Below are 23,572 nucleotides of genomic sequence, written 5' to 3'. Positions count from 1 at the left end.
CCATAGGGGCTGCGGTAACGGATGCCACCACCGATTTCCCTCATCGATACCCATCTGCACCTCGACGCCGCCGAGTTCGACACCGATCGCGCAGCGGTCTGGGAAGGCGCACTGCGCGCGGGCGTTGCGGCTGCGGTCATCCCGGCGGTCGAGCCGCGCCAGTGGCCGAGCCAACGGGCGCGGCTTGCCCATTTTCCGGCGCTCGCGCATGCCTGGGGCATCCACCCCTGTTTCGTCGACCACGCCCACGCCTGGGCCGAAGCCGAGGCGGGGCGGCCGCTCGACGATACAGCGGCAGCCGCGTTCGCGTGCGCGGCGCTCGAAGCGTGGATTACTGAGCACGGCGCTGTCGCGATCGGAGAGATCGGGCTTGACCGCTTCGTTACCACTCCTGCATGGTCACGGCAGGTCGTCTGGTTCGAGGCGCAACTGGCGGTGGCCGAACGGCTGCAGCTTCCTGTGCTCTGCCATGCACGCCGCGCCGTCGAAGATGTTCGCATCCGGGTGCGCAAAGCCAACCTTCCGGGCGGTATCATCCACGCTTTCAATGGTTCGGTGGCGCAAGCCGAAGACTTGATCACGCACGGGTTCTGTCTGGGGTTTGGCGGCGCGATGACCCACCCCCGAGCCAACCACCTGCAACGGCTTGCGGGCACACTGCCTCTGGAAGGGATCGTGCTCGAGACCGACGCCCCCGATATCCCGCCCGCATGGGCCGATAGCCGCCCAACACGCCGGACTGAACCGGCCGATCTCGTGCGCTACGCGGCCTTTTTGGCCGAACAGCGCGGAGCGGACTTTGATGCGATCGCCTCGGCGACTACCGAAAACGCACTGCGGGTCATCCCGCAGCTGCAACGCCTCCGCACAACGACCCCGCTCACTGCCACTTTGGAGCCAGCGCGATGAACGGCTGGGGTCGGCTGCTCGAATGGGTGACGCTCGCGCTCCTTTTGCTCCTTGCGATGTGGCAAAACGACCGCCTATGGGAACGGGTCGGGCGGTTGGAAGGGCAGTTACGCGAGCTGCAACAGGACTTGCGCTACGCCAACCAACAGCTTGCCCGGTTGAGCGTCAGCGCAATGGCAACGGGCGGTGGGTCGCCACCACCAGATGCGCGGGATTCTGCGCAGGATTCGGCGCACGATTTCGCAGCAACTCCGCCAGCGCTCGGCGCATTTGCGCGCGCCGCGCACGCACGCACCCGTCCCGATTTTGCCGAAGGGGATTGGTTCGTCCGGGCGCTACCAACGGGAATCGCAACGCTTACGCCGTACGTTTCGTCGGACGCCTATGCCGCCGAAGTGCAATCCTACGTGATGGAGTCACTCTTGGTGCGCGACCCCGAAACCTTGGCGTGGCAGGGGTTACTCGCCGAATCGTGGTCGTTCGACGAAACGGGGACAACACTCACCTTCCGCTTGCGTCCGGGCGTGCGCTTCTCGGACGGCACCCCACTTACCGCGGACGATGTCGTCTTCACATTCCGCTTCGTGATGGACGAACGGATCGCCGCGCCGCGCGCACGGGCCTACCTGCAAAAGATCGAAGCGGTGGAAGCGCTCGACCCCCGAACGGTCCGCTTTCGCTTTCGCGAACCCTATTACGACGCACTCGCGCTCGCAGGCGGGATGGAGATCCTGGCGCGCCACTACTACGAACGCTACCTTTCCGAGCCCGAAACCTTCAACCGCTCGCGGGCGTTGCTCTTCGGCACCGGCCCCTATCGCTTGCGTAACCCGGAATCGTGGCGGCCCGATCTGGGAATCGTAGAGCTTGAGCGCAACCCCCGCTATTGGGGACCGGTGGCGCCACCTTTCGAGCGCCTCGTCTGGAAAGTGATCACCAACGAAACGGCGCGGCTTACCGCGTTTCGCAATGGCGAAATCGATCTCTACGGCGCGCGCCCGGTCGAATACGAACGCCTGAAAGCCGACACGCGTTTGTCCGCGCGCGCGACACGGTTCGAATACCTCGCCCCAACCGCTGGCTACAGCTTCATCGCATGGAACCCACTTCGCGACGGCAAACCGACGTTTTTCGCCGACAAACGGGTGCGGCAAGCGCTCACGCTTTTGACCGACCGCGATCGCATCATCCGCGAAATCTTCCTCGGGTACGCCGAACCGGCAGTCAGCCCCTTCAACCCGCGCAGTCCACAACACGACCCGTCGTTGCGCCCCGAGCCCCCGAACCTCGAACGGGCGCTTGCGCTTCTTGCCGAAGCTGGTTGGCATCGCCGCGCCAATGACGGCGTCCTGGTGAACGCCGCTGGCGAACCCTTTCGCTTCAAGCTCACGTTCTTCCAAGACAACGACGATACGCGCCGCATGGTGCTTCTCTTGAAAGATCTCTATGCGCGCGCCGGAATCCTTCTCGAACCGGACCCCACAGAATGGTCGGTGATGCTCGAACGCCTCAACCAGAAGGCGTTCGACGCGATTACGCTAGGGTGGACCTCTGGCGTCGAGGTTGACCTCTATCAAATCTTTCACTCGTCACAGGCCGGGCCAGGGGGAGACAACTTCGTCTCGTTCCAAAACCCCGAGTTCGATCGCCTCATCGAAGCGGCGCGCAGCAAAATCGACGAGACGAAACGGATGCAACTGTGGCGGCAAGCCGAACGGATCCTTGTCGAAGAACAGCCCTACACCTTCTTGGTTCGCCGCAAGACCCTCGCGTTCGTCGACCGCCGGTTCGCGAACCTTCAGCAGACACGGCTGGGCCTCAACATCGGGTTCGTGCCGATCGAAATCTATGTTCCGAAAGCGAAACAGCGCTATGGCCAATGAACTCCGTTTTCCCGACCTAAGGGCGTTCTTGACCTTTCTCGAGTCGCGCGGAGAACTGTTGCGCGTCACGCAACCGGTCAGTCCCGACCTGGAAATGACCGCGTGGAGCGACGCAACGCTCAAACGGGAAGGGCCGGCGTTGCTCTTCACCCAGCCGGCGCGCAGCGACGGAACTGCGTACGATTTTCCGGCACTCACCAACCTCTTCGGCACGCCACAACGCATCGTCTGGGGCATGGGGCAAGAGCTCCCCGAATCGGGCGATTGGCGCGAGCCGCTGCGCGACCTTGGGCGGCTGCTTGCCTACCTCAAAGAACCGGAACCGCCGCGCGGTTGGCGCGACGCCTGGGAAAAACTGCCGCTTCTGCGCCGCGCGCTCGACATGGGACCGAAACGGGTCGGCCGCGCCCCTGTGCATGAAGTCGTCTGGGAAGGCGACGCGGTGGATCTTACGCAACTGCCTATCCAGCGCTGCTGGCCAGAGGACGTAGCGCCACTCATCACCTGGGGGCTCGTCGTCACCCGTGGCCCCCACAAAAAGCGGCAGAACCTGGGTATCTACCGCCAACAGCTCATCGACCGCAACCGAGTGATCATGCGCTGGCTCTCGCACCGCGGCGGCGCGCTCGATTTTGCCGAACACCAAAAAGCCCACCCGGGCGAACCTTTTCCCGTTGCAGTGGTGCTCGGTTGCGACCCGGCAACGATCCTTGCCGCGGTCACCCCCATTCCCGACACCCTCTCCGAATATCAGTTCGCAGGCCTACTGCGCGGTGAAAAGACCGAACTCACCGCCGCGGGCGTTGGCGACCTGGAAGTTCCCGCGCGCGCCGAAATCGTCCTGGAAGGGTTCATCCACCCCGGCGACACCGCGCAGGAAGGCCCCTACGGCGACCATACCGGTTACTACAACGAACGGGCCGAATTCCCGGTGCTCACCGTCACACGGGTCACGATGCGCCGTGACGCGATCTACCACACCACCTATACCGGAAAGCCACCGGACGAACCGGCGGTGCTCGGCATGGCATTGAACGAAGTCTTCCTACCGCTTTTGCAGCGGCAATACCCGGAGATCGTCGACTTCTACCTGCCGCCAGAGGGTTGTTCGTATCGGCTGGCGCTCGTTGCGATCAAAAAAGCCTACCCCGGCCACGCCCGCCGCGTGATGTTCGGCGTCTGGGGTTTCCTGCGCCAATTCATGTACACCAAATTCATCATCGTCGTCGATGACGACGTCGACATCCGTTCCTGGCCGGAGGTGATCTGGGCGCTCACCACCCGCGTCGACGCCGCGCGCGACACGATGGTGGTCGAAAACACCCCGATCGATTACCTCGATTTCGCCTCCCCCGTCGCTGGCTTGGGCAGCAAGATGGGGATCGACGCCACCAACAAATGGCCAGGCGAAACCACACGCGAATGGGGCAGACCGATCACCATGCCGCGGGAGATCGTCGCCGCCGCGGAAGCGGGGTTGGAGGGGTTGTTGAAGCAGGGATCGGATCGCACAGAAGAGACTTGATTTTCCATCGAAGTGGAACCATAATGGTTGTGCAAATAAGACGATGAGATTTTTGCTGTGGCTACCATCACGCTCAAGAATATCCCTGAGGATCTCTACGAACGGCTTAAAATCGTCGCCAAGGCCAACCACCGTTCCATCAACAGCGAGTTGATCCACTGTCTTGAGATTGCTCTGAGACCGCATCAGGTACCACCCGAGGAACGGTTGGAACGTCTTCGCAAGATTCGTGCAGACATTCCGCAATCTGCCGTATCACCTGAGGAGATCCAACAGGCGATCGAGGAAGGCCGGCCGTGATCGTTGCTGATACCAATCTCATCGTCTATCTGGTGATGCCGTCCCCTTATACGGAAGCAGCGGAGCGGCTTCTGATTCGAGACCCGGATTGGGTGGTTCCTTTTCTCTGGCGCAGCGAATTCCGCAATGTGCTTTCGCTCTACCTGCGCAAAGGGTTGATCCGTTTCGACCAGGCGCTGGCAATCCAAGCTGAAATGGAAACGCTGTTTCAGGGTAAGGAGTACGACGTAACCTCGCTGGACGTTCTTTCACTGACACACCACAGCGGGTGCTCAGCCTATGATTGTGAATTTGTGGCGCTCGCAAAAGCGCTTGACATCAAGCTTGTGACCATGGATCGCAAATTGGTAACCTGCTTCCCGGATACGGCAATGCTTTTGACCGCCTTCTGCGAGTGACTCTGGCCGTCATGGCCTTGACGAATAAATCCCGCCAAAGGCCCATAAGAATCAACGTGCAGAAGCACCAGATCCAACCACCGCGCCACCCAAACCACTGACTCGAACCGTCCGATTCGCGACTGCGGCGCGAAAAGCGTCCTCGGTACCCCAGAAAACGAACCCGCGTTTCGCCCGGGTGATCGCGGTATAGAGCAGTTCGCGCGTCGCTACGGTGACGGTCTCGGCAGGTAAGACGAGCAACACGGCGTCGAATTCCGACCCTTGCGCTTTGTGTACGGTGAGCGCCCACGCGCTCTCCCAATGGGGCAATTGCGCAAGCGGCACGGGGCGCACCCCGTGCGGCGCGTCGGCGTCGAGAAACCAGGCAAAAAGCGTCCCTAGCCACGGAAAGACCACCCCTTGGTCGCCATTGAAGAGGGAAAGACTGTAGTCGTTGCTTTCGATCGTGATCGGCTGCCCAAGCAGGATCGGTCTTCCCGCGCCCGTACCGACGAACGGGATGCGGTGCGCGCGGTGCCAATGTTCGGCAATTCGGGCGTTGAGGGCACGCACGCCATAGCGGCGATCGTGGCGTAAGGGACTGAGCAGCCGAAAGACACGGTAGCGCGCAAAGAGGGTGCGCACGTACGCGGCAACGCTCGAAAAGTCGCTTCCGTTGGGCGCAACGGCAAGGTGGGCCAACACGCTTTGAAATCCGCGATCGATCGCCGCGAACAGTTCCGCTGCGGTCGGTTGGAGCCGCAATGGAGGAAGATCTTTGGGGAACTCATGCGACGCGAAAAGAGAGCGCAACACCGCTTCGTCCGCAGGGGACAGCATCTGCCACGCCGCGTCACCGTTGCCCGCGATCACCGCATCCGCAAACGCCCCAATCGCGGCGGTGAAGCGGTGGCTGCGGGAAAGAGGCAGGTGGCAATTCGGGTAGCGCGCGACGAGATCGGCCAAGACGTTGCCGGCTTCCACGGAGGCGAGTTGGTTGGGGTCTCCAATAAGCAGAAGCTGCGCGGTAGCGGGAAGCGCGCGCACCAGTTTCGCAAGAAGCAGCACATCGACCATCGACGCTTCATCGACCACGACCAGGTCGTAAGGCAGTGGCCGTTGCGCGTGGTAGCTCGGTTCGGGTCTGCGCCCGATGCCCAAGAGACGGTGCAGCGTGAGTGGGGTGAGCGCACAAAGACATGCTTTCGCAGCGTCCGAAAGCGGCAATTCGGGTAACACGTGCGTCAATGCTTCCCCCATCCGTTGCGCCGCTTTCCCAGTGGGCGCAGCGAGCGCGATCCGCAACTCAGGATGACGCCGAAGCGCTGCGGCCAAGAACCAGGCGAGCGTCGTCGTCTTGCCGGTGCCCGGCCCTCCGGTCAAGAGGGCCACCGGCAGTGTGAGCGCGCGCGCGATCACCGTGCGCTTTTCCGCTTCGAGCGCGAACGCATCGGCGGCTGCACGAAATTCGGGATCGAGCGGCGCGGTCTCGGCAGGGTCGATATCCGCTTTCCGTAACCCTTGGGAATTGGCGCCAATGCCAACGCGCGCGTCGAAAAAAGCGGCCAGGGTCTGTTCCGCTAGCCAGTAGCGGTGAAACTGCGCAAGCGTCCCCGTAAGGATCACAGGCGCGAATCGCGAGCCGTCCGAAACCCACGGTTGTTGCCGCAACCAAGCGGCCGTTTCGGCAGTCAACTGGAGAGCGGTATTGCCCTCGGCAAGGGCTTCCAAAAGCGCCTCCACGAAGCGTTCCACCGCCTTGCCCGCGCGCTCCGCTTCATCGACCACGTTTCGATCCGCACCAGCGGGAGGAGAGGAAACAGCCTGGAAGGTTTGGGCGAGGTGGCGCGCCAAAATCGTGGTTGCCGTCTCTTCGCGTTCCCGTTCCGATTGGGTCGTTTCGCTTTGCGGTTCCATCGGGGTTCCTTTCGCTAGCGGTACGCGGCAGCGGCCACGCCCAGGATCCGCCGCGCTTCGTCGAGCAATGGCGGTGGGAACGCGAACGTATGGATTCCGTGCGACGTTCCGGCTACGGTTCCGCGAATGAAGAGGTAGTGAACAGGCCCCAGATGACGGTGGGGATCGTACCCGGGCTGAAAGCGCGCGAGCAACCGATCCACGGCCACCGTGTAGAGGAGCGCCTGCAGGGTATAGCGGTGGTGCGCCACCGCCTGCGCCAGGGTTTGGGCGTCGTACCGCGCCAAGCGGTTGGTTTTGTAGTCGATGATCGAGTAGCGGTCCTTGTGATGGACGATCAGGTCGATCACCCCCGTAACGTACCCGCGCAGCGTGTCGCGCGTCGGCAACGGCCGCCAACCGGGATCGAGGCGCGAAAGCAGAGCGTTGAGCGCGTCGAGATCGATCGCGTCAACCGCGAAGAGAAAAGGGTGTTCGCGAAACGTGGCGTGACGCGGCACCTCCTGTAGCGTGAACCCACCCAAATCGGCAGCGAGAGTGGCGGCGAGCCGGGTGCGCAGCGCCGCTTCGGGAATGGGGCCAGAGAGGCCGCGGCGCAGCCACAAAGGTTCGAGGCACGACCAGTCGGGGTCGGTAAAGTCGATGGTCTCCAACCATTCATGGACAAAGATCCCAAACGCAGTGCCAGCCGGCAGCGGGTCACAAATCCCGCTGGAATCGCTTTCCACGTTACTTGCCGCAAACGGGTCGGTTGCTTCATCCAGCCAGCGGCTCCACGGGGTTTCGCGCTCGTCTGGGGTGACCGCGCGCGCAAGCGCAGTGAAACTGGTGCGTTGCCGCGCGCCTTGTGTGATGCGTTCGTGCGGGGGTTCCGCTGGCGGTTGCAAGGTAACCGGATCTTCGGAGTGCTGCCAACGCGCCAGGTGCGTGGGGGGAACCCGCGTTTCGAAGTAAAAAGCCGAGGAGGCTTCTAGCTGGGAGCGGCGGTTGCCGACCAGTTGATCCAACGGATTGTTGTCCGCTCTCGACCGCTGGGGCCAATAGAGCGTGAGGTGACGCTGCGCCCGGGTACACGCAACGTAAAAGAGGCGGCGGGCCTCTTGCTCGGCTAGGGTCTTGTAGCGCGCTTTGTCGGCTTCCGTGAAACTTGCGCGCGTGCCATCCGGCAAGGGGAGGGCAAGCGGCGTACTTGCTGATCGCTGCTTCCGCCAGGCGTTGTAGAGGAAGACGATCGGGTATTCGAGTCCTTTCGCGCTGTGCATCGTGACGATCGTCACCGCGTCGTCGTCGCGCTCCAAGCGCAGTTGCGCGTCATCCGTGCCGCCACCCCCATGGTGGCGCGCTCGCGCCCAGCTAAGGAGCGCTTCGGGCGTTCGTCCGCGGCTGCTCGCCTCTTCTTGGAGGAGTTCGATGAGGTGGCGCGCGTCGGCCACCCGCCGTTCGCCATCGGGTAAGCGCGCGAGCGTCCCCCAAATACCGCACTGCGAAAAAAGCGCTAGGAGCGCTGCAAGCACCCCTTCGCGTTGCCAGGTGCGCTGCGCTGCTTCCAGCGCTTGGACAATGGTCGCAACCGCCTCGTCGGCTTCGAGCTGCGCTACCGACCACTGGAAAAACGGCCCCAGGAGCAGCGCTCTGAGTTGGGGTAACCGCGCCGGGTTGCGGATCACTTCCAACAAGCGGATCAGTTCCGCGGCGGTGTCGCTCAGCCAAACGGACGTGCGGCTGGTGAGCACGCTCGGCACCCCCGCTGCCCGCAGCGCCTCTTGAACCGCAAGGGCGTTGTCGTTCGTTGGCGTGAGCACCGCGATATCACCCGGACGCACAGGGCGTTCACGCCGGGCGCCGTTCTCCGTTTCCCACAACCAACCGGTTTCGAGCGTGGTGACGATATCGGCCGCAAGGCACCACAGTTCGGCACGACGGAGCGCCTCGGCGCTGCTATCGCCGCCGTTTTCTACGGCTACTACCCGAATCCGCGTCATCTCCGTAGCGCCCAGCCGAAACCCGAGCGCATCGGGCGAACGCCCAGCGGCGATTTCGTGCGCGACGCACCGCGAATCGAGGAACGGGTTCGCGTCGTTTGCGAAGAGTTGGTTGAAGCCCGAGATCAGGGTAGGGTGCGAGCGATAGTTGGTCGTGAGCGTGTGGCGATGGTGCGCGGTGTCGATCGCCGTGAAATAGGTCTCCAGATTGGCCCCGCGAAAGCCATAGATCGCTTGTTTGGGGTCCCCAATGAGAAAGAGCCGATGGTGGGACTGCGTGAAGATCGTGCGAAAAACCCGCCACTGATCAGGATCGGTGTCTTGAAATTCGTCGATGAGACACGCGGCAAACCGCTCCTGCAATCGGGTGCAGATGGGCGGGTGCGGTGTTTGGGTGAGTCGATCCGCCAAGCGGCGTTTGAGGGAATCGAACGTGAAGCGGTCGTTTCGGACCAGCTCTTCGGCACGCCACTCCTGCCATCGGTGAAATTGTGCGGCGAACCAGGCTTCGACCACTGCGTCGAGCGGAGGGGTGGCGCGTAGCGCCGCGTCGAGCGCACGCCATTCGGCAACGGCATGCGCCCGATTTTCTGGGGAAAAAGCCGTCTCGAACGGGACCTTTTTGGGTAGCGCAGTACCTTCCAGGTACGTCAGTACCCCGCCTGTGGCGTCGCGAAAAATAGGCAATTCGCCAGCACGAAGGGGCGCGATGAGTTCCCGTTCGACTTTTCCGCGGCTGCGCGCGTTTATTTTACATAACAATTCTTCTGAAAGTTCCCCAAGCGCACGCAAACGGGCTGGCGGCCACTCGGCATGCAGCGCCTCATGCGCTTCCCAAAGGGTTTGCCAATCGGGAGGGGAGGCGAACCGCGCGTTCGGACCCAGGCGGCGAAAGTCGGAAGCGAGCTTGTCCGGTGTGGGATAACGCGCAACCACCGCGTCTTGTAGGAGTTGCGGCAACACGGCGCTCCTTTGCCATAGCGCGTCGATGAGCGGTCGGTCGAACCGCGCTTCGTCCTCGAGCAGCGTTGCCGCGGGCGATATGCCCAACGCGAACCCTTCCTCTTGCGCTACCTGCATCGCAAACGCGTCGATCGTGGTGATCGGCGCCAGATCGAGCAACCCTTTCGCGCGACGCAGACGGTCGCGCGCCGCGTTGGGATCGAGTCGCGCCAGCCACAGAGAAAAGGGATCATCAGGAACAATAGAGGGATCGTCGAGTGGTGTGTGCAACGCCAGTTCCACCTCGGTCAAACGGCGGTGGATCCGTTCGCGCAGTTCGGCCGCTGCAGCGCGGGTAAAGGTGACCACCAAGATTTGGTCGATCGGAATCGCCTTCTCGACGACCAGGCGGACGAGCAGTTGAGCCAACGTGTAGGTTTTGCCGGTTCCGGCGCTCGCTTCGATCGCGTGGATACCCGGTAGGAGCGGGTCGTTGTACAGATCGAACGGCGCAGCCTGCATCACGGTTTCACCCCCATTCGTCCCGTTTCGCTTGGAACCGAGTTGGCTTCGGCGCTACCGGAGAGCGGGATGACTTGGCTTTTCTGTGCCCAAAATTCGAGCCGTGGTAGCAATAACGCGTAGCTCTCTTGCAATAGCGCATAGAGCGCGCTTTCGGAACGGTTGCCAAAGGCCCAGAGCAGCGAGGGATCGGTGTGGTCTCCCCCATCGTGCCCTTGGCGCATGCCCATTGCGCGCTCTGCCGATTCGAACCACGCGGCGCGGCAATTTGCTTCCCGCTTCGCATCGCGTTCGTTGTTTTCGGGTGGCGAGGACCGCCATTTGTCCCACCACGTGTCCCACCACGTGGCGTGCCACGGTAAGGGGGCGCTAAGCGTTCGGGAAAACAGCGCGAGCCACTGCGCGAGCTCTGCCGCCGCCTCCGCTGCGCTGACCGGCGGGTGTTGTAAAACGATCGCCGCTGTGTCTGCTTTCGGGGTTCGGTCGAACGCGTAGAGGTGCGTGTGCCAACCGCCCGAGTCGCTTGCGCAGAGCAGGAGATGGCGCAACCAGAGCTGAAGTCGGTTCTTTTTGGTGACTCGGTGGGGGTGAAAGGCGACGAACGTCCGATTCCCTGCAACGGGGAGGGTGTCGGTGAGCGTCCAGTCGTCGATCGTCACCGAATAGGTCTGTGGTGTGGGCGAAGTCGGACAGGCGTGCCGATACGCCTGCCAAAGGGTCGAAAAGTGAGCGAATGCTTCCTGTGCGCGGCGCGCGCCACTTGGGTGCAGCGGCCAGACTCCTTCGGCCTGCGCGCGTTGTAGGGTAGCATTGGGCAGGGTTTCGTCCCATGCCATGCATGAAGCCGAACGGGCTTGGGCACCTTCGTTGAGGCGTTCGCGCAAACGCCATTCGTCGAGGCCATCCGCCACCAATTTGGCGCGCGGCATCGGCGGTTCCACAAGGGGATCGGTCGCGACGCCATGTTGGGCCAAACGCCAGGCAATCGGTGCGGAGAGCGCAGCGGCGAGCGTCTCGAGGGCCAGCGCTTGGGTTGGCCACGGCAACGGCGGCAGTCTGGAATCGCCCACCGCGGGCGCCAACGAGGCATCTGCTGCGTGACGCAGCGCGACGCAGATCGCGTAATGGTCCCTATCGCGACCGCGCAGCACGTTCGGGGTGTCCGCGGCGAAGTAACGGCTGTGGAACGGAAAGGCACGGTGGCTGATGGTGAGCGTATGCGGAGGTAGCGCGTCGTCGCGCTCAACCGGCAGCCCATACCCGTATTCCAGCACTTCCCGCAATTCGGTCACCACCTGTGCAGGCGGCCGCTTGGCGTTGGTGTCCGGGGTCAGCCCTTGCCACAGAATTTCCAGCCGTTCGCGCACGCACAGCAACAGTTCGAGAAAGGTATAGCGGTCTTCGCTGCGTAGGTCGCGGTCGCCGATACGGAAATGGCGCCGCAGCAGATCGTACGCGGGCGCCCGCTGTTGCCTGGGGTAGGCTTGATCGTCCATGCCGATGAGAAAAAGAACACGGACCGGAATCGAACGCATCGGCAGCAGATCACAAAAGGTAATGCCCCGCTGCAAGAAACCCCGGCTGTTGCGCCGTTCCGCCCCCAAAGATTCCACCCAGGCGGCAATCGTGGCAAACCCGATGGGCGTGCCGGTTTCGGTGAGCGGTGCTGCCTCTTCACCCAATGTTTCGATCGCCTCGTCGAGCGGTAGGCGCTGCGGGTCATCAGGAAAGAAAAATTGCGCCAAGCGCCGCAGCTCCTTTTGCCAGAACGGTAGCGAAAACCCGTCTGGGTGGTGCGCAAGATCGCGCCATTCGCGCATCCGTTCCCACAGCGCGAAAAGCGGAGCAAGGAGCGCCATCCGCTGGCCTTCGCACGCGCCGACTGGAGCGAATGCGTGCCAAACGGTATCGGGTGCATCACAGACGGCGCCCAACAGCAATCGGCGCAGCCCGGAAAGCCAGTCGTTGCGATGGGTCTCGCTCGTGAGGTCACAACGCACCGCGCCGATCTCGACGACCATCTCAGAAAGGAGTTCCAGCTCGGCGGCGGTGAGGTCGAACCGAGCCATCACCCACGGTTGGTGGAGGAAATCCCATACCTCGTCCCAGGCAAAATCCCCTTGGATCAGCGCGAACCAATCGAGGAGCCATTGCAGCGCGGGCGCGTCATGGACCACCGTCCGGTCGGCGATGGTGTGCGGAATGTCGGCAAAAAGCGGCGTGATGAAGGGGCGGTACTGGTCGATTTGCGGCGACATCACCACGATTTCGTCAAGCACCAGATCGGGCGTCTCCGCCAACAGGGCTCGGATCCGATCCCGCAGGACTTCGACCTCTCTGAGCCGCGTATGGCAACGGTGAAAGAGGATGTTTCGCTCGACATCAGGCGGCAGCGGGGATAACGTGTTGTCGCAGAGGTCGTTTTGCAGATGCTCGAGCAGGGTCACCGGGCGATCGGTGGGTTGGTGCCGTTCGAAATGGGTGAGTTCGGCCATGGCTTGCGCTTCCAGCAACAGGCGCTGAAAGTACGCGCCATGCCGCCCGTAGGCGATCAGCAACGGGTGGTGCGTACCTTCAGGTAAGCCGTTGGGATCGCTCAGGTAAGCAAACCGCGCTTCCCGTTTGGGAATGTCGCCCCAGTACGTTTCGGACGGCGAAAGGGTGAACAGGTGCACCGGAACATGGGCGCTTAGCGCGAGCAAGACTTCGAGCATGAGCGGAGGAAGATAACTCACTCCGAAGACGAAGATCTGCGGCGGAAGCTGCGCCACCTCCGCTTCCGAAAGCGCTGCGAGCCGTTCGATCAATTGCCGCCACAAGGTCCCGCGGTGGGGTGCAATCGCAAGCTTTTGCCACAGCGCCATCTGCCAAGACGCGTGAGGGTCGTTCGCGAGCGGGTTCTGCCCCTGCGACCAAGCGTCGAGCCAATCGGAGCGCAACAATTGGTACTGGTCATAGAGGTTGGCGAGCTGCTCGGCCAACTGAAAACGCTGCCGCGCGGCATCCGGTTCTGCGATCCCGGGGAATGGCAGCGTCGCGGCAAACGCAGGATCGCGCAACGCTGCCTCGATGCGCCAGCGCGTCCGTTCCCGAGCCAACGGCGCGGCATCGAGCGTCACGCCAAACGTTTCGGCCAACCGGTCGAAGAAATGGTGGGGAAAAAGGAATTCACCGTTCCCCCAAATCCCGAAGTGGCGCGCCAGTTGGTGTTCGAGCCACCGCTCCATCCCTCGGCCTGCGATCAAGAAGGGCAGGCGTTCGAACGGTTGCGGCGGCGCATGCTCGAGCAGATCGACCAGATGCGCCAGAAGAATTTCGGTGCGGTTGCTGACGTGGAGGATGAAATGCACGGTGGTGACAAACGTGGGGATTTGGATTTCGCGACGAAATGAAAGTATAACGTAACGGTACGCGATGCCTTCGGGATTGGCGTTAAGGAAAGTCTCATGATCCAACCAGGGTTGCGCCGAACGAAATCGAAAATCCTCGATTTTTTCCTCCTACTTTTCGTTATCGTGGGCTTGGTATTGATCGCCTATGGTGGGCAGCAACTCTGGATCGCTTACCAAGCGGAGTCATGGCCTCAGACAGTGGGGACCGTCATCGCGTCATCGGTTGACTATCATCGGAGCCGCAATTCGGCCAGCTATTTCCCTCGTGTTCGCTATCGCTACACGGTCGATGGCGTGCAATACGAGGGGCACCGGATTTGGGTGGAGGAACAAGGGCGCTCCTCCCGCGGTTGGGCACAAGAAGTCGTAGCGCGCTATCAACCCGGGACGAAGGTCACAGTCTTTTATGACCCGAGCAATCCCGCTTTCGCTGTGCTGGTTCCTGGACTCTTCGAAGGGGGGTCGATCATTTGGGTTTTGGTGGGCGTCGTTTTCATTCTGTTTACTGCTGGGTTCTACTGGATTCTGGCTGCGAAAAACCCAGCCGATCCTGCCGGCAACGGTGGGGCTTTGGCTCAGAGTGCCGATTCGCGGACGCTCAATCGCGAAGCAACGCGGCGTTTCTTTTTGGTTTTCACCGTGTTGTGGGTTTTGCTGAGTAGCCCTGTCGCGTGGGAGGCTGTGCAAGGGCGCGCGGCTGTGGGACTATTGGGCGTTCCGTTGATCGGACCACTCTTTGCCTGGCTGTTTGCGAAAGCCTTTGCAAAAAGCGCCCAAACACCGCCAGAGCCAGTACCGCGCGTCACCATTTCGCGACCAGAGGAACAAGAACGTCAGCGTGATGCGGTGCGCCAGAAGGAGCGCATCATCACGATAGTGATCGTGGCGTGGTTGCTGGTTGCAAGCGGAATCGTTACGTTTTTTGGGCTCGGTTCGCTCATCGGGCAAATCGTCGCGGTGCTGACGCTCATCGATGTGGGATTTTTGTGGTACCTCAAACATAAGATCCGCGCCAGGGCTTCGGCACCGGAATCTGGCGTTGCGCTGCAGAAACGGACGCGCCGGTGAATTATCCGATCGCTCTGAGCGCAGCAAGCAACGCGTCGTTCTGTTCGGGTGCCCCCACAGTGATGCGTACAAACGGCGCGATGCGTTCCGGTTTTGCGAAATGGCGCACCAGAATCGCTCGGGCACGAAGCGATTGCGCCAACGCTGCGCCACCGATCGACGGATGGCGCGCAAAGAGGAAGTTGGCTTTCGAGGGAAGCACCACAAAACCCATCGCAGCGAGCGCGGTAGCAAGGCGCTCACGCTCCGCAATCACAGCCTGCCGGGTCTGTTCGAAATAGGCTTCGTCTTCGAGCGCCGCGATCGCTCCGGCTTGCGCCAACCGGTCGAGCGGGTAGGAGTTGAAACTGTCTTTGATCCGGGTGAGCGCTTCGATGAGCGGCGGTTGGCCGATCGCAAAACCGACACGCAACCCCGCCAGCGCACGACTTTTCGAAAAGGTTTGGACCACCAAAAGATTGTCGTAGCGGTGGGTAAGTGGCACGGCGCTCTCCGAACCGAAATCGACGTACGCCTCGTCGACGAGCACGACCGCTTTTCCCTGATGCGCCGCTACGATCCGTTCCACTTCGGCAAGGGGTAGCGCAATGCCCGTTGGCGCGTTGGGGTTGGGAAAAACGACGCCGCCACGCCCAGCCGCCCTCAGCGCGGCGCAATCGAGCGTGAAATCCTCGTCGAGCGGGGTTGTCTCGAACGGCAGCGCATAGAGCCCGCAATAGACGGGATAGAAACTGTAGGTGATTTCAGGAAAGCGCACAGGGCCACTGTGGCCCAACAAACCTTGAAAGGCGAACGCAAGCACTTCATCGGAGCCATTACCGACGAACACCCATGACGGATCGACACGATAGCGTCGGGCCAATACTTCACGCAGCGCTTTCGCCTCAGGGTCGGGGTAACGGCGGAGCGGCTCACCCAGCTCCTGTTGAATCGCCGCGACCACACGGGGCGAAGGGGGGTAGGGAAGTTCGTTGGTGTTGAGCTTGATGAGATTGGCAATGCGTGGCTGCTCACCGGGCGTGTAAGGGGAAAGCGAGGCAATGCGGGGGTTCCAGTAAGGAGAGGAAGCGTTTGGTTGGAGCATGATACTCAGCGCACGGATAGAGACAAACGGGAAAATGGTATCATGGCGACTCGAAGATTTTTTTGCCGATACAGGACGTGATGACTGCCCGAAATGCTGAGGTGACGCGCACCACCCTTGAGACGAGCGTCACCGTTCATCTCGATCTCGACGGCTCCGGCAAAGCGCACATCGCCACCGGCGTGCCCTTCTTGGATCACATGATCGACCAGATTGCCCGTCATGGCGCGTTCGATCTCCGCGTCGAAGCGCGTGGAGACACCCACGTCGACGACCACCACACGGTCGAAGATGTCGGCATCACGATGGGGCAAGCGTTTGCCCGCGCGCTGGGCGACAAACGGGGAATCGTCCGCTATGGCCACGCCTACGTCCCGCTCGACGAAGCGCTCTCCCGCGTCGTGGTCGACCTCTCCGGGCGACCGATGCTCACGTTCCATTGCGGGTTCACCGCGGAAAAAATCGGCCGGTTCGACACGCAGCTCGTTCGTGAATTCTTCCAAGGCTTCGTCAACCACGCCGCGATCACGCTCCATGTCGAAAATCTCTACGGCGTCAACGCCCACCACCAGGCAGAGACGCTCTTCAAAGCGTTCGGTCGCGCGCTGCGCGTTGCGGTAGCCATCGACGAGCGGCGCTCCGGGTCGGTTCCTTCGACCAAAGGGTCACTTTCCGGCTGAGGAACCATTGCGATGCGCATCGCCGTGATCGATTATGGGATGGGGAACTTGCGTTCGGTGCAAAAAGCGCTCGAACATGTGGCCCCGCATGCGCAAGTGACGCTCGCCCACACGGCTGACGCGTTCTATGAAAGCGACGCGGTGGTCTTTCCTGGGCAGGGCTCTTTTGCCGACTGCATTGCGGCTCTGACCGCGCAGCAACTTACCGACGCGGTCCGATGGGCCGCCGCAAACCGTCCTTTCTTGGGCATCTGCGTCGGTCTGCAACTCCTCTTTGCCCATTCGGAAGAAGGAGACGTTGCGGGACTTGGTATTTTACCGGGGAAAGTGGTGCGCTTTCCCAAAAACGAGATGTTCGCAACAGGGCATGCGCACCTCAAGGTGCCGCACATGGGCTGGAACACCATCACCGTGACCCGCGACCACCCCGTTTTACCCACCAGCGAAACCGGGAAACGCTACTATTTCGTCCACAGCTACGTCGTCGTTCCGGAGGACGACGCGGTCACCCTCGCTACCTGTGAATACGGGATTCCCTTTACCTGCGCGGTGGCAACCGGCAATCTGATCGCGACGCAATTTCATCCGGAAAAAAGCGGTGAAACCGGGCTGGCACTCCTTTCTCGATTCGTGACTTGGGCCCAAACCTTTTCCGTTTCATCCACCCAGTAGGACTACACGCCATGTTGTTGATTCCGGCGATCGACCTCAAAAATGGACAATGTGTGCGTCTGAAACAAGGGCGCATGAGTGACGCCACCGTCTATAGCGACGATCCTGCTGCGATGGCACGCCATTGGGTCGACCAAGGCGCGCGGCGCCTTCACTTGGTCGACCTCGACGGCGCGTTTGCAGGGCGCCCGAAAAACCTTGAGGCGATCGAAGCCATTCTCGAAGAGCTGGCCGAGGACGAAGTCCCGGTTCAGTTGGGCGGCGGCATTCGCGATCTCGACACCATCGAACGCTATCTCGACATGGGGGTCGACTACGTCATCATTGGCACCGCTGCGGTCAAAAATCCTGGCTTGGTGCAAGACGCTTGCGTCGCGTTTCCCGGACACATCCTGGTTGGATTGGACGCGAAAGCCGGAAAAGTCGCCACCGACGGATGGTCGAAGGTCACAGGGCACGACGTCGTCGATCTGGCGCGCAAATTCGAAGATTATGGCGTCGAGGCGATCGTCTATACCGATATCGGTCGCGACGGAATGCTGACCGGCGTCAATGTGGACGCCACGATTCGACTGGCACAAGCGCTGGAAAAAACGTGGATCATCGCCTCTGGGGGCGTGGCGTCACTCGCTGACGTCGAAGCCTTGTGCGCGGTTGCCGACGAAGGGATTCTAGGCGCGATCACCGGACGCGCGATCTACGAAGGGACGCTCGATTTCGCCGCCGCGCAAAAACGGGCCGATCTGCTGTGCGAGGCACGCAAGAACGGGAACGCGGAGCAGCCACGGTGACGCTTGCCAAACGCGTGATTCCTTGCCTGGACGTGCATGCTGGGCGTGTCGTCAAAGGGGTCAATTTCGTTGGGCTGCGTGACGCGGGCGACCCGGTTGCGATCGCGCAGCGCTACGACGCGGAAGGCGCCGACGAACTCACTTTCCTCGACATCACCGCATCGAGCGATGAGCGCGCGATCATGCTCGACATCGTCGCCCGGGTTGCCGAATGTGTCTTTATCCCCTTCACCGTGGGCGGTGGGGTGCGCAGCGTCGAAGACGTGCGGCGGTTGCTCCTTGCCGGTGCTGATAAGGTCAGCATCAACACCGCTGCGGTGCAAGATCCCACGCTCATTGCCCGTGCAGCGGATCGCGTCGGTTCGCAAGCGATCGTCGTCGCGATCGACGCCAAAGCGGTCGCCCCTGGGCGCTGGAACGTATTTACCCACGGTGGTCGCCGCGACACGGGACTCGACGCGGTCGAATGGGCCGTGCGCGTTTGCGAACTCGGCGCAGGCGAAATTCTGCTGACCAGCATGGATCGTGACGGCACCAAGCAGGGCTTCGACCTCGAACTCACGCGAACCGTTTCGGACGCAGTACCGGTTCCGGTGATCGCGTCGGGTGGCGTCGGCACGCTGCACCACCTGGTGGAAGGGGTAACCGAAGGGCACGCCGATGCGGTCCTTGCCGCGTCGATCTTCCATTTCGGCGAATACACGATTCAGCAAGCGAAAGCCGCGATGGCCGAAGCAGGGGTGACCGTACGATGGTAGCGGCAGAAGCAAACGACCGCCAAGGAACCGTTGGCACGAATCCCGCCGCAAAAGCCGACAGTGCGGCAATCGAAGCGGCACTTGCCGCGGTCCGATGGGGCGCAGATGGCCTGATCGCAGCGATCGCTCAGGACGCAGACGACGGCACGGTGCTCATGGTTGCCTGGATGAACCGCGAAGCGCTTGCCGAAACCCTGCATTCGGGGCGCGCGGTCTATTGGTCCCGTTCGCGGCAGCAACTGTGGCGCAAAGGGGAATCGTCGGGCCATGAACAGCAGGTCGTCTCGGTCCACCTCGATTGCGACGGCGACGCCGTGCTTTTGCGCGTGCGCCAACAAGGCGGCATCGCATGCCACACCGGGCGCAAAAGCTGTTTTTACCGCGAATGGTCACCACAACACGGATGGTGTGCGACACTACCGGTTTTGAAAGATCCCAAGGAGATCTACCGATGATCGATCACGAAGTGCTGCTGCGCGTTTCCCAGACCCTTGCGGAACGCAAAGCAGCGCCACCTACTCAATCGTACGTCTCCCAGCTCTACCAAAAGGGCACGGACGCGATTCTCAAAAAAGTCGCCGAAGAGGCTGCCGAAGTCATCATGGCGGCGAAAGATGGCGACCGCCTCCATCTGGTTTGGGAGGTGACCGATCTCTGGTTTCATACGATGGTGCTCCTTGCCCACATGGGGCTTTCGGTCGAGGACATTCTGGCCGAATTCCGCCGCCGGGAAGGGGTTTCCGGCATCGACGAAAAACGGGCACGCCTTGCCCAAGCCCAGGCGGCGGAAAGCGTGGTCCCATCCAAAGAATGAGCGCAACCAAGGAGGACTTCCGTGATGAGCGATACGCAGTTCGACGCCAATTGCATCTTCTGTAAGATCGTCAAAGGGGAAATTCCCGCGAAAAAGGTCTATGAGGACGACTACGCCGTCGTTTTTCACGACATCAACCCGCAAGCCGAAGTGCACCTCTTGGCGATTCCGAAACGCCACATCGTCTCGACCAAAGAACTCACCGACGCCGAGACCGAAACGATCGGTCGCGTGATGGTGGCCGCCACCAAAGCGGCGCTCGCGTTGGGACTCGACGACGGTTGGCGTACGATCATCAATACGGGTCGCATCGGGCGGCAAGAGGTGATGCACCTGCACGTCCATATTTTGGGCGGCAGCAAGGTATTGCCAGCGATGGTCAAATGGTAACGCTTGTGGGATAATCCACGGAACACCCTTTTTTGCGGAGACACACAATGGGTTCCTTCAGCATTTGGCACTGGCTGGTCGTTCTGCTCATCGTCATCTTGGTGTTTGGCACCAAGAAGTTGCGCAATATCGGCCACGATTTGGGTAGCGCGATTCGCGGTTTCAAAGAGGGAATGAAGAGCGGCGAAGCCGAAGCCGAAGAAAAAGGTGGCACAGTCGTCGCGAAAACAGAGGCGCAACCCTCTGCAACTGCGTCTTCCGCGCACCCCTCAAGCACCGCGAACGCGGCAGGCAGTTCTGCTGCTGAGAAAGACGCAACGGTCATCGAAGGCCAGATTCGCGAAAAAAGCTCTTCCTGACGGAATGGGCTAACACCCGATGTTCGATATCGGCTTCTCCGAGCTCGTTCTCATTGCGCTGGTCGCGTTGATCGTGCTGGGGCCAGAGCGTCTGCCCAAGGTGGCGCGCACCGTCGGCCACCTGTTGGGGCGGATGCAGCGCTATGCATCCAGCGTCAAAGCGGACATCGAACGCGAAATCCAACTCGAAGAACTCAAAAAACTGGAAACACAGATCCAGGCGCAAGCGCGTGCTTTCGAAAGCGAAATGCAGCAACAGCTTGCGCAAGTGCAGTCGAGCGTGCAGGATGCCAAAAAAACGCTCGACGAAGCAGAGATGACAGCGCTTGCCGGGGAACCGGACGTCTCCACTGTGAAGTCGGACGCTACGACCGCAAAAAGCGCACCGGCTTCCGCTCTTGCTGCTACCCAGATCACCGCAACCGGTTCCTTGCCGGAGCCGCCACCCGTAACGGCCGCAACCGAGGTGCCCATCCCCCCGGCAGAAGCCCTCAACCGAAACACAGCAGCACCCACGCCGAAAGCGTCAACATCGCCTCCCAACGACTCGTCTGCCGAAGTCGAGGCTTCGCCCACTTCCCTCGAACCCCCGTCTGTCGAATCCGCGAAGACGTTGCTCAATAACGGGTTGCGTCGATGAACGAGCAACAAGAAACTTTCATTTCGCATCTCGTCGAGTTGCGCGACCGGCTGCTGCGCGCTGCGCTCGCTGTGATCCTTACGGCTGTCGTGCTGTTGCCATGGGCGAATTTCTGGTACGACCTGTTGGCATTGCCGATGATCCAAACGCTGCCGCAGGGAACGACGATGATCGCAACCGGTGTTGTCACGCCGTTCTTCGTCCCCGTAAAAGTCACGCTCTTGTTGGCGTTCCTCGTTTCGTTGCCTTATGTGCTCTATCAGATCTGGGCGTTCGTCGCGCCAGGGCTCTACGCGCACGAAAAGCGGTTGATCCTACCGCTTATCGTAACCTCGTCGCTGCTCTTCCTTTTGGGCATGGCGTTTTGTTACTTCTTCGTCTTCAAAACGGTTTTTCGCTTCATCGCCGATTTCGCACCGCAAAGCGTCCAGCTTGCGCCGGACATCGAACAGTACCTGAGCTTTGTGATGACGATGTTCGTCGCGTTCGGCGTCGCGTTCGAAGTGCCGGTTGCCGTCGCACTTCTGGCGCGCATGGGCGTCGTCGAGCATGAGCAACTGGTTGCCGCACGACCCTACGTGATCGTCGGCGCGTTCGTGATCGCCGCGATCGTCACGCCACCCGACGTGATCTCGCAACTCATGCTCGCCGTGCCCATCATTTTGCTCTACGAACTGGGGCTCCTCTACGTGCGTTTCACCGCGAAACGCCAACAAGAAAGCGAAACGGAAGAGGGCCTCCCGGTTCCAACCTATCAAGCACCAACGGAGGCCGACTTGGATCGCGAACTCGATCAGCTGGAGAAAATTGACGGTAAGAAAACGTAATTTCCCTCCCTGTGCCGCTTCGCTGTAGCGACTGCCCACGCAGCAAGCGGCATAGAAACGGGCTGGTATGCACACAGTCCGCTTTTTTCGGCGTATAATACTGTAATTATGTACAGTACCGGTTTTCCATCGCCTGCGGAGCACGAGTGGGAAAAACCCCTCAGTCTCGATCGTTACCTGATCGCGCATCCGCTGGCAACCTTTTTCATGCGTGTCGGGGGAGATTCCCTGATCGCGCACGGAATCCACCCAGGCGACATCTTGATCGTCGATCGCGCCGTGACACCCAAGGTCGGCGATTGGGTGATCGCAGTGGAAGCGGGGTCGTTTGCCGTACGCTGTGTCGAACGGGGACAACCCCTCATGGTCTGGGGCGTGGTGGTCGGCATCGCACGCAAGCTTCGCTAGCGGCGCAACTACAAGCGTAGTGTGAGGCACTGGGAGGCATTGATGACGCAACCAACCATCTGGGCGCTCGTCGATTGCAACAACTTCTACGTCTCCTGTGAACGCCTCTTCAACCCGAAACTCGAAGGGCGGCCAGTCGTGGTATTGTCGAACAACGACGGCTGCGTGGTCGCCCGCAGCAACGAAGCCAAAGCGCTCGGCGTTCACATGGGGCAGCCGTGGTTCGAATTGGAACCCAGCGCGGCGCAGCTGGGCATCGTAGCGCTGTCGTCGAATTACACCCTCTATGGCGACCTGTCGAATCGCGTGATGGCGCTCTTAGCAACGCTCGCGCCACGGCAAGAGGTCTATTCGATCGACGAATGCTTTCTCGACTTTTCCCTGTTTCCACCCGAAGCGCGCATCGCGCACGGCAAACGAATCCGACGCGAAATCCGCCGTCAGCTTGGGCTACCGGTTTGCGTCGGCATCGGTCCTACGAAGACCCTTGCGAAACTCGCCAACGCCTGTGCGAAAAAGGGCTGGGCAGGCGAGGGCGGTGTTTGTGACCTGAGCACGTGGGGAAACGCCGCCCGCGATGCGCTTCTCAACACGATCCCGGTCGACGAAGTCTGGGGCGTTGGCAAGCGTCTGGCCCGGCAATTGGCTGCAGTGGGAATCACCACAGCCGGCGCGCTCGCCGCTGCGGACCCAACTTGGGTGCGGCGCCGCTTTTCCGTGGTCCTGGCGCGCACCGCCCAGGAACTACGCGGTGAACCGGCGCTCGAATGGGCAGAGGCCCCGATCGTCCAGAAGCAACTGGTCGTTTCCCGCTCGTTCGGTACGCGCGTGACCTCACTCGAAACGCTAGGATCCGCACTCACCGCGTTCGCGACCGCAGCCAGTGAAAAGCTCCGCGCCCACGGCTGGTTGGCTCGGGAAGTGGGGTGTTTCCTCGAGACCAATCCGTTCGATCCCGGGCACTATTACCATCCGTTCTCGAGCGAACCGTTGCCGCTGCCGTGTGACGATGCGATCACGCTCGCCAAAACCGCCAACCGGCTTGCGGCGCGCCTTTTTCGCCCCGGTTACCGCTACAAAAAAGCAGGCGTGGTCCTGTTCGAACTCATCCCCAACGGAACGTGGCAACCCGACCTCTTCACCGCTGAACTCCTTCCGCGTTGGGCTGAGCGGCAACAAACGATGGCAGCGCTTGATGCGATCAACCGCCGCTTCGGCCGCAACACCGTGACCCTTGCCGCAGCGTACCAGCGTGGCTGGCAGATGCGGCAAACCCGACGCTCGCCCAATTACACCACCGATTGGCGTGCGTTGCCGGTGGTGTGATCA

22 protein-coding genes are annotated in these 23,572 nt (G+C 61.5%); 18 read left to right on the top strand and 4 right to left on the bottom strand.

Annotation, left to right across the window (positions count from 1 at the left end):
* Positions 1 to 21: 21 nt before the first annotated feature.
* The 5 genes from HPTL_RS05665 to HPTL_RS05645 are packed head-to-tail and all read left to right on the top strand — an operon-like array spanning position 22 to position 5,015.
* Positions 22 to 909 carry a TatD family hydrolase gene (locus tag HPTL_RS05665; protein WP_119335103.1) on the top strand — a complete coding sequence of 296 codons (888 nt, stop codon included), beginning with the start codon at positions 22 to 24 and terminating at the stop codon, positions 907 to 909.
* Entirely contained in the window at positions 906 to 2,792 is a 1,887-nt protein-coding gene (locus HPTL_RS05660) for a peptide-binding protein (protein ID WP_119335102.1), read from the top strand. The genes HPTL_RS05665 and HPTL_RS05660 overlap by 4 nt, the downstream gene beginning before the upstream one ends.
* Positions 2,782 to 4,317: a 4-hydroxy-3-polyprenylbenzoate decarboxylase gene (gene ubiD / locus HPTL_RS05655; RefSeq protein WP_119335101.1), complete on the top strand. Its 1,536-nt coding sequence runs from the start codon at positions 2,782 to 2,784 to the stop codon at positions 4,315 to 4,317. Before HPTL_RS05660 ends, ubiD begins: the two co-directional genes overlap by 11 nt.
* A gap of 57 nt (positions 4,318 to 4,374) precedes the next feature.
* Positions 4,375 to 4,617, top strand: coding sequence for a FitA-like ribbon-helix-helix domain-containing protein (locus HPTL_RS05650; RefSeq protein ID WP_119335100.1), 243 nt, complete (start codon positions 4,375 to 4,377; stop codon positions 4,615 to 4,617).
* On the top strand, positions 4,614 to 5,015 hold the full coding sequence (locus tag HPTL_RS05645; protein ID WP_119335099.1) for a type II toxin-antitoxin system VapC family toxin: 402 nt from the start codon (positions 4,614 to 4,616) through the stop codon (positions 5,013 to 5,015). The genes HPTL_RS05650 and HPTL_RS05645 overlap by 4 nt, the downstream gene beginning before the upstream one ends.
* Before the next feature lie 51 nt (positions 5,016 to 5,066).
* On the opposite strand, the gene recD is transcribed toward HPTL_RS05645, so the two are convergent.
* Genes recD through HPTL_RS05630 form a run of 3 tightly spaced genes read right to left on the bottom strand, consistent with a single transcriptional unit; the run spans position 5,067 to position 13,710 of the window.
* Positions 5,067 to 6,914, bottom strand: a complete 1,848-nt coding sequence (gene recD / locus HPTL_RS05640; RefSeq protein WP_119335098.1) for an exodeoxyribonuclease V subunit alpha — start codon at positions 6,912 to 6,914, stop codon at positions 5,067 to 5,069.
* Positions 6,915 to 6,928: 14 nt separating this feature from the next.
* Positions 6,929 to 10,360 carry a UvrD-helicase domain-containing protein gene (locus tag HPTL_RS05635; RefSeq protein WP_119335097.1) on the bottom strand — a complete coding sequence of 1,144 codons (3,432 nt, stop codon included), beginning with the start codon at positions 10,358 to 10,360 and terminating at the stop codon, positions 6,929 to 6,931.
* On the bottom strand, positions 10,360 to 13,710 hold the full coding sequence (locus tag HPTL_RS05630) for an exodeoxyribonuclease V subunit gamma (RefSeq protein WP_170141285.1): 3,351 nt from the start codon (positions 13,708 to 13,710) through the stop codon (positions 10,360 to 10,362). The genes HPTL_RS05635 and HPTL_RS05630 overlap by 1 nt, the downstream gene beginning before the upstream one ends.
* Positions 13,711 to 13,806: 96 nt before the next feature.
* On the opposite strand from HPTL_RS05630, the gene HPTL_RS05625 reads away from it, so the two are divergent.
* The gene (locus tag HPTL_RS05625) at positions 13,807 to 14,820 is read left to right on the top strand and encodes a DUF3592 domain-containing protein (protein ID WP_119335095.1); all 1,014 of its coding nucleotides are present in this window, start codon (positions 13,807 to 13,809) and stop codon (positions 14,818 to 14,820) included.
* A gap of 1 nt (position 14,821) precedes the next feature.
* Here the strand turns inward: HPTL_RS05625 and hisC are convergent, their stop codons facing one another.
* The gene (gene hisC, locus HPTL_RS05620) at positions 14,822 to 15,904 is read right to left on the bottom strand and encodes a histidinol-phosphate transaminase (protein ID WP_119335094.1); all 1,083 of its coding nucleotides are present in this window, start codon (positions 15,902 to 15,904) and stop codon (positions 14,822 to 14,824) included.
* Positions 15,905 to 15,984: 80 nt separating this feature from the next.
* On the opposite strand from hisC, the gene hisB reads away from it, so the two are divergent.
* The 12 genes from hisB to HPTL_RS05560 all read left to right on the top strand — a co-directional run bounded on the left by hisB (position 15,985) and on the right by HPTL_RS05560 (position 23,569).
* Positions 15,985 to 16,584 carry an imidazoleglycerol-phosphate dehydratase HisB gene (hisB, locus tag HPTL_RS05615; protein WP_119335093.1) on the top strand — a complete coding sequence of 200 codons (600 nt, stop codon included), beginning with the start codon at positions 15,985 to 15,987 and terminating at the stop codon, positions 16,582 to 16,584.
* A gap of 12 nt (positions 16,585 to 16,596) precedes the next feature.
* Entirely contained in the window at positions 16,597 to 17,256 is a 660-nt protein-coding gene (gene hisH / locus HPTL_RS05610; RefSeq protein ID WP_119335092.1) for an imidazole glycerol phosphate synthase subunit HisH, read from the top strand.
* An 11-nt stretch (positions 17,257 to 17,267) separates the two neighbouring features.
* Positions 17,268 to 18,047: a 1-(5-phosphoribosyl)-5-[(5-phosphoribosylamino)methylideneamino]imidazole-4-carboxamide isomerase gene (gene hisA, locus HPTL_RS05605; protein WP_119335091.1), complete on the top strand. Its 780-nt coding sequence runs from the start codon at positions 17,268 to 17,270 to the stop codon at positions 18,045 to 18,047.
* Positions 18,044 to 18,805, top strand: coding sequence for an imidazole glycerol phosphate synthase subunit HisF (gene hisF, locus HPTL_RS05600; protein WP_119335090.1), 762 nt, complete (start codon positions 18,044 to 18,046; stop codon positions 18,803 to 18,805). Before hisA ends, hisF begins: the two co-directional genes overlap by 4 nt.
* Positions 18,799 to 19,260, top strand: coding sequence for a phosphoribosyl-AMP cyclohydrolase (gene hisI, locus HPTL_RS05595; RefSeq protein WP_119335089.1), 462 nt, complete (start codon positions 18,799 to 18,801; stop codon positions 19,258 to 19,260). The genes hisF and hisI overlap by 7 nt, the downstream gene beginning before the upstream one ends.
* Positions 19,257 to 19,619 (top strand): phosphoribosyl-ATP diphosphatase, encoded by a 363-nt coding sequence (locus tag HPTL_RS05590; protein ID WP_119335088.1) that lies wholly within the window; start codon positions 19,257 to 19,259, stop codon positions 19,617 to 19,619. Before hisI ends, HPTL_RS05590 begins: the two co-directional genes overlap by 4 nt.
* A 24-nt stretch (positions 19,620 to 19,643) precedes the next feature.
* Positions 19,644 to 20,009, top strand: coding sequence for a histidine triad nucleotide-binding protein (locus tag HPTL_RS05585; protein WP_119335087.1), 366 nt, complete (start codon positions 19,644 to 19,646; stop codon positions 20,007 to 20,009).
* Between the two features lie 47 nt (positions 20,010 to 20,056).
* Complete coding sequence (gene tatA / locus HPTL_RS05580) at positions 20,057 to 20,368, top strand: Sec-independent protein translocase subunit TatA (protein WP_119335086.1); 312 nt, start codon at positions 20,057 to 20,059, stop codon at positions 20,366 to 20,368.
* A 19-nt stretch (positions 20,369 to 20,387) separates the two neighbouring features.
* Positions 20,388 to 21,008, top strand: coding sequence for a Sec-independent protein translocase protein TatB (gene tatB / locus HPTL_RS05575; RefSeq protein ID WP_119335085.1), 621 nt, complete (start codon positions 20,388 to 20,390; stop codon positions 21,006 to 21,008).
* Complete coding sequence (tatC, locus tag HPTL_RS05570) at positions 21,005 to 21,835, top strand: twin-arginine translocase subunit TatC (RefSeq protein ID WP_119335084.1); 831 nt, start codon at positions 21,005 to 21,007, stop codon at positions 21,833 to 21,835. Before tatB ends, tatC begins: the two co-directional genes overlap by 4 nt.
* 108 nt (positions 21,836 to 21,943) lie before the next feature.
* Positions 21,944 to 22,243 carry a LexA family protein gene (locus HPTL_RS05565; protein WP_119335083.1) on the top strand — a complete coding sequence of 100 codons (300 nt, stop codon included), beginning with the start codon at positions 21,944 to 21,946 and terminating at the stop codon, positions 22,241 to 22,243.
* 42 nt (positions 22,244 to 22,285) lie between these two features.
* Positions 22,286 to 23,569, top strand: coding sequence for a Y-family DNA polymerase (locus HPTL_RS05560; RefSeq protein WP_119335082.1), 1,284 nt, complete (start codon positions 22,286 to 22,288; stop codon positions 23,567 to 23,569).
* Positions 23,570 to 23,572 lie beyond the last annotated feature (3 nt).

Origin of the sequence: Hydrogenophilus thermoluteolus (assembly GCF_003574215.1) — a bacterium.
Classification (GTDB): domain Bacteria; phylum Pseudomonadota; class Gammaproteobacteria; order Burkholderiales; family Rhodocyclaceae; genus Hydrogenophilus; species Hydrogenophilus thermoluteolus.
The sequence above is the reverse complement of the archived record's forward strand: the minus strand, read 5'-3'. Positions and strand labels throughout refer to the sequence as shown.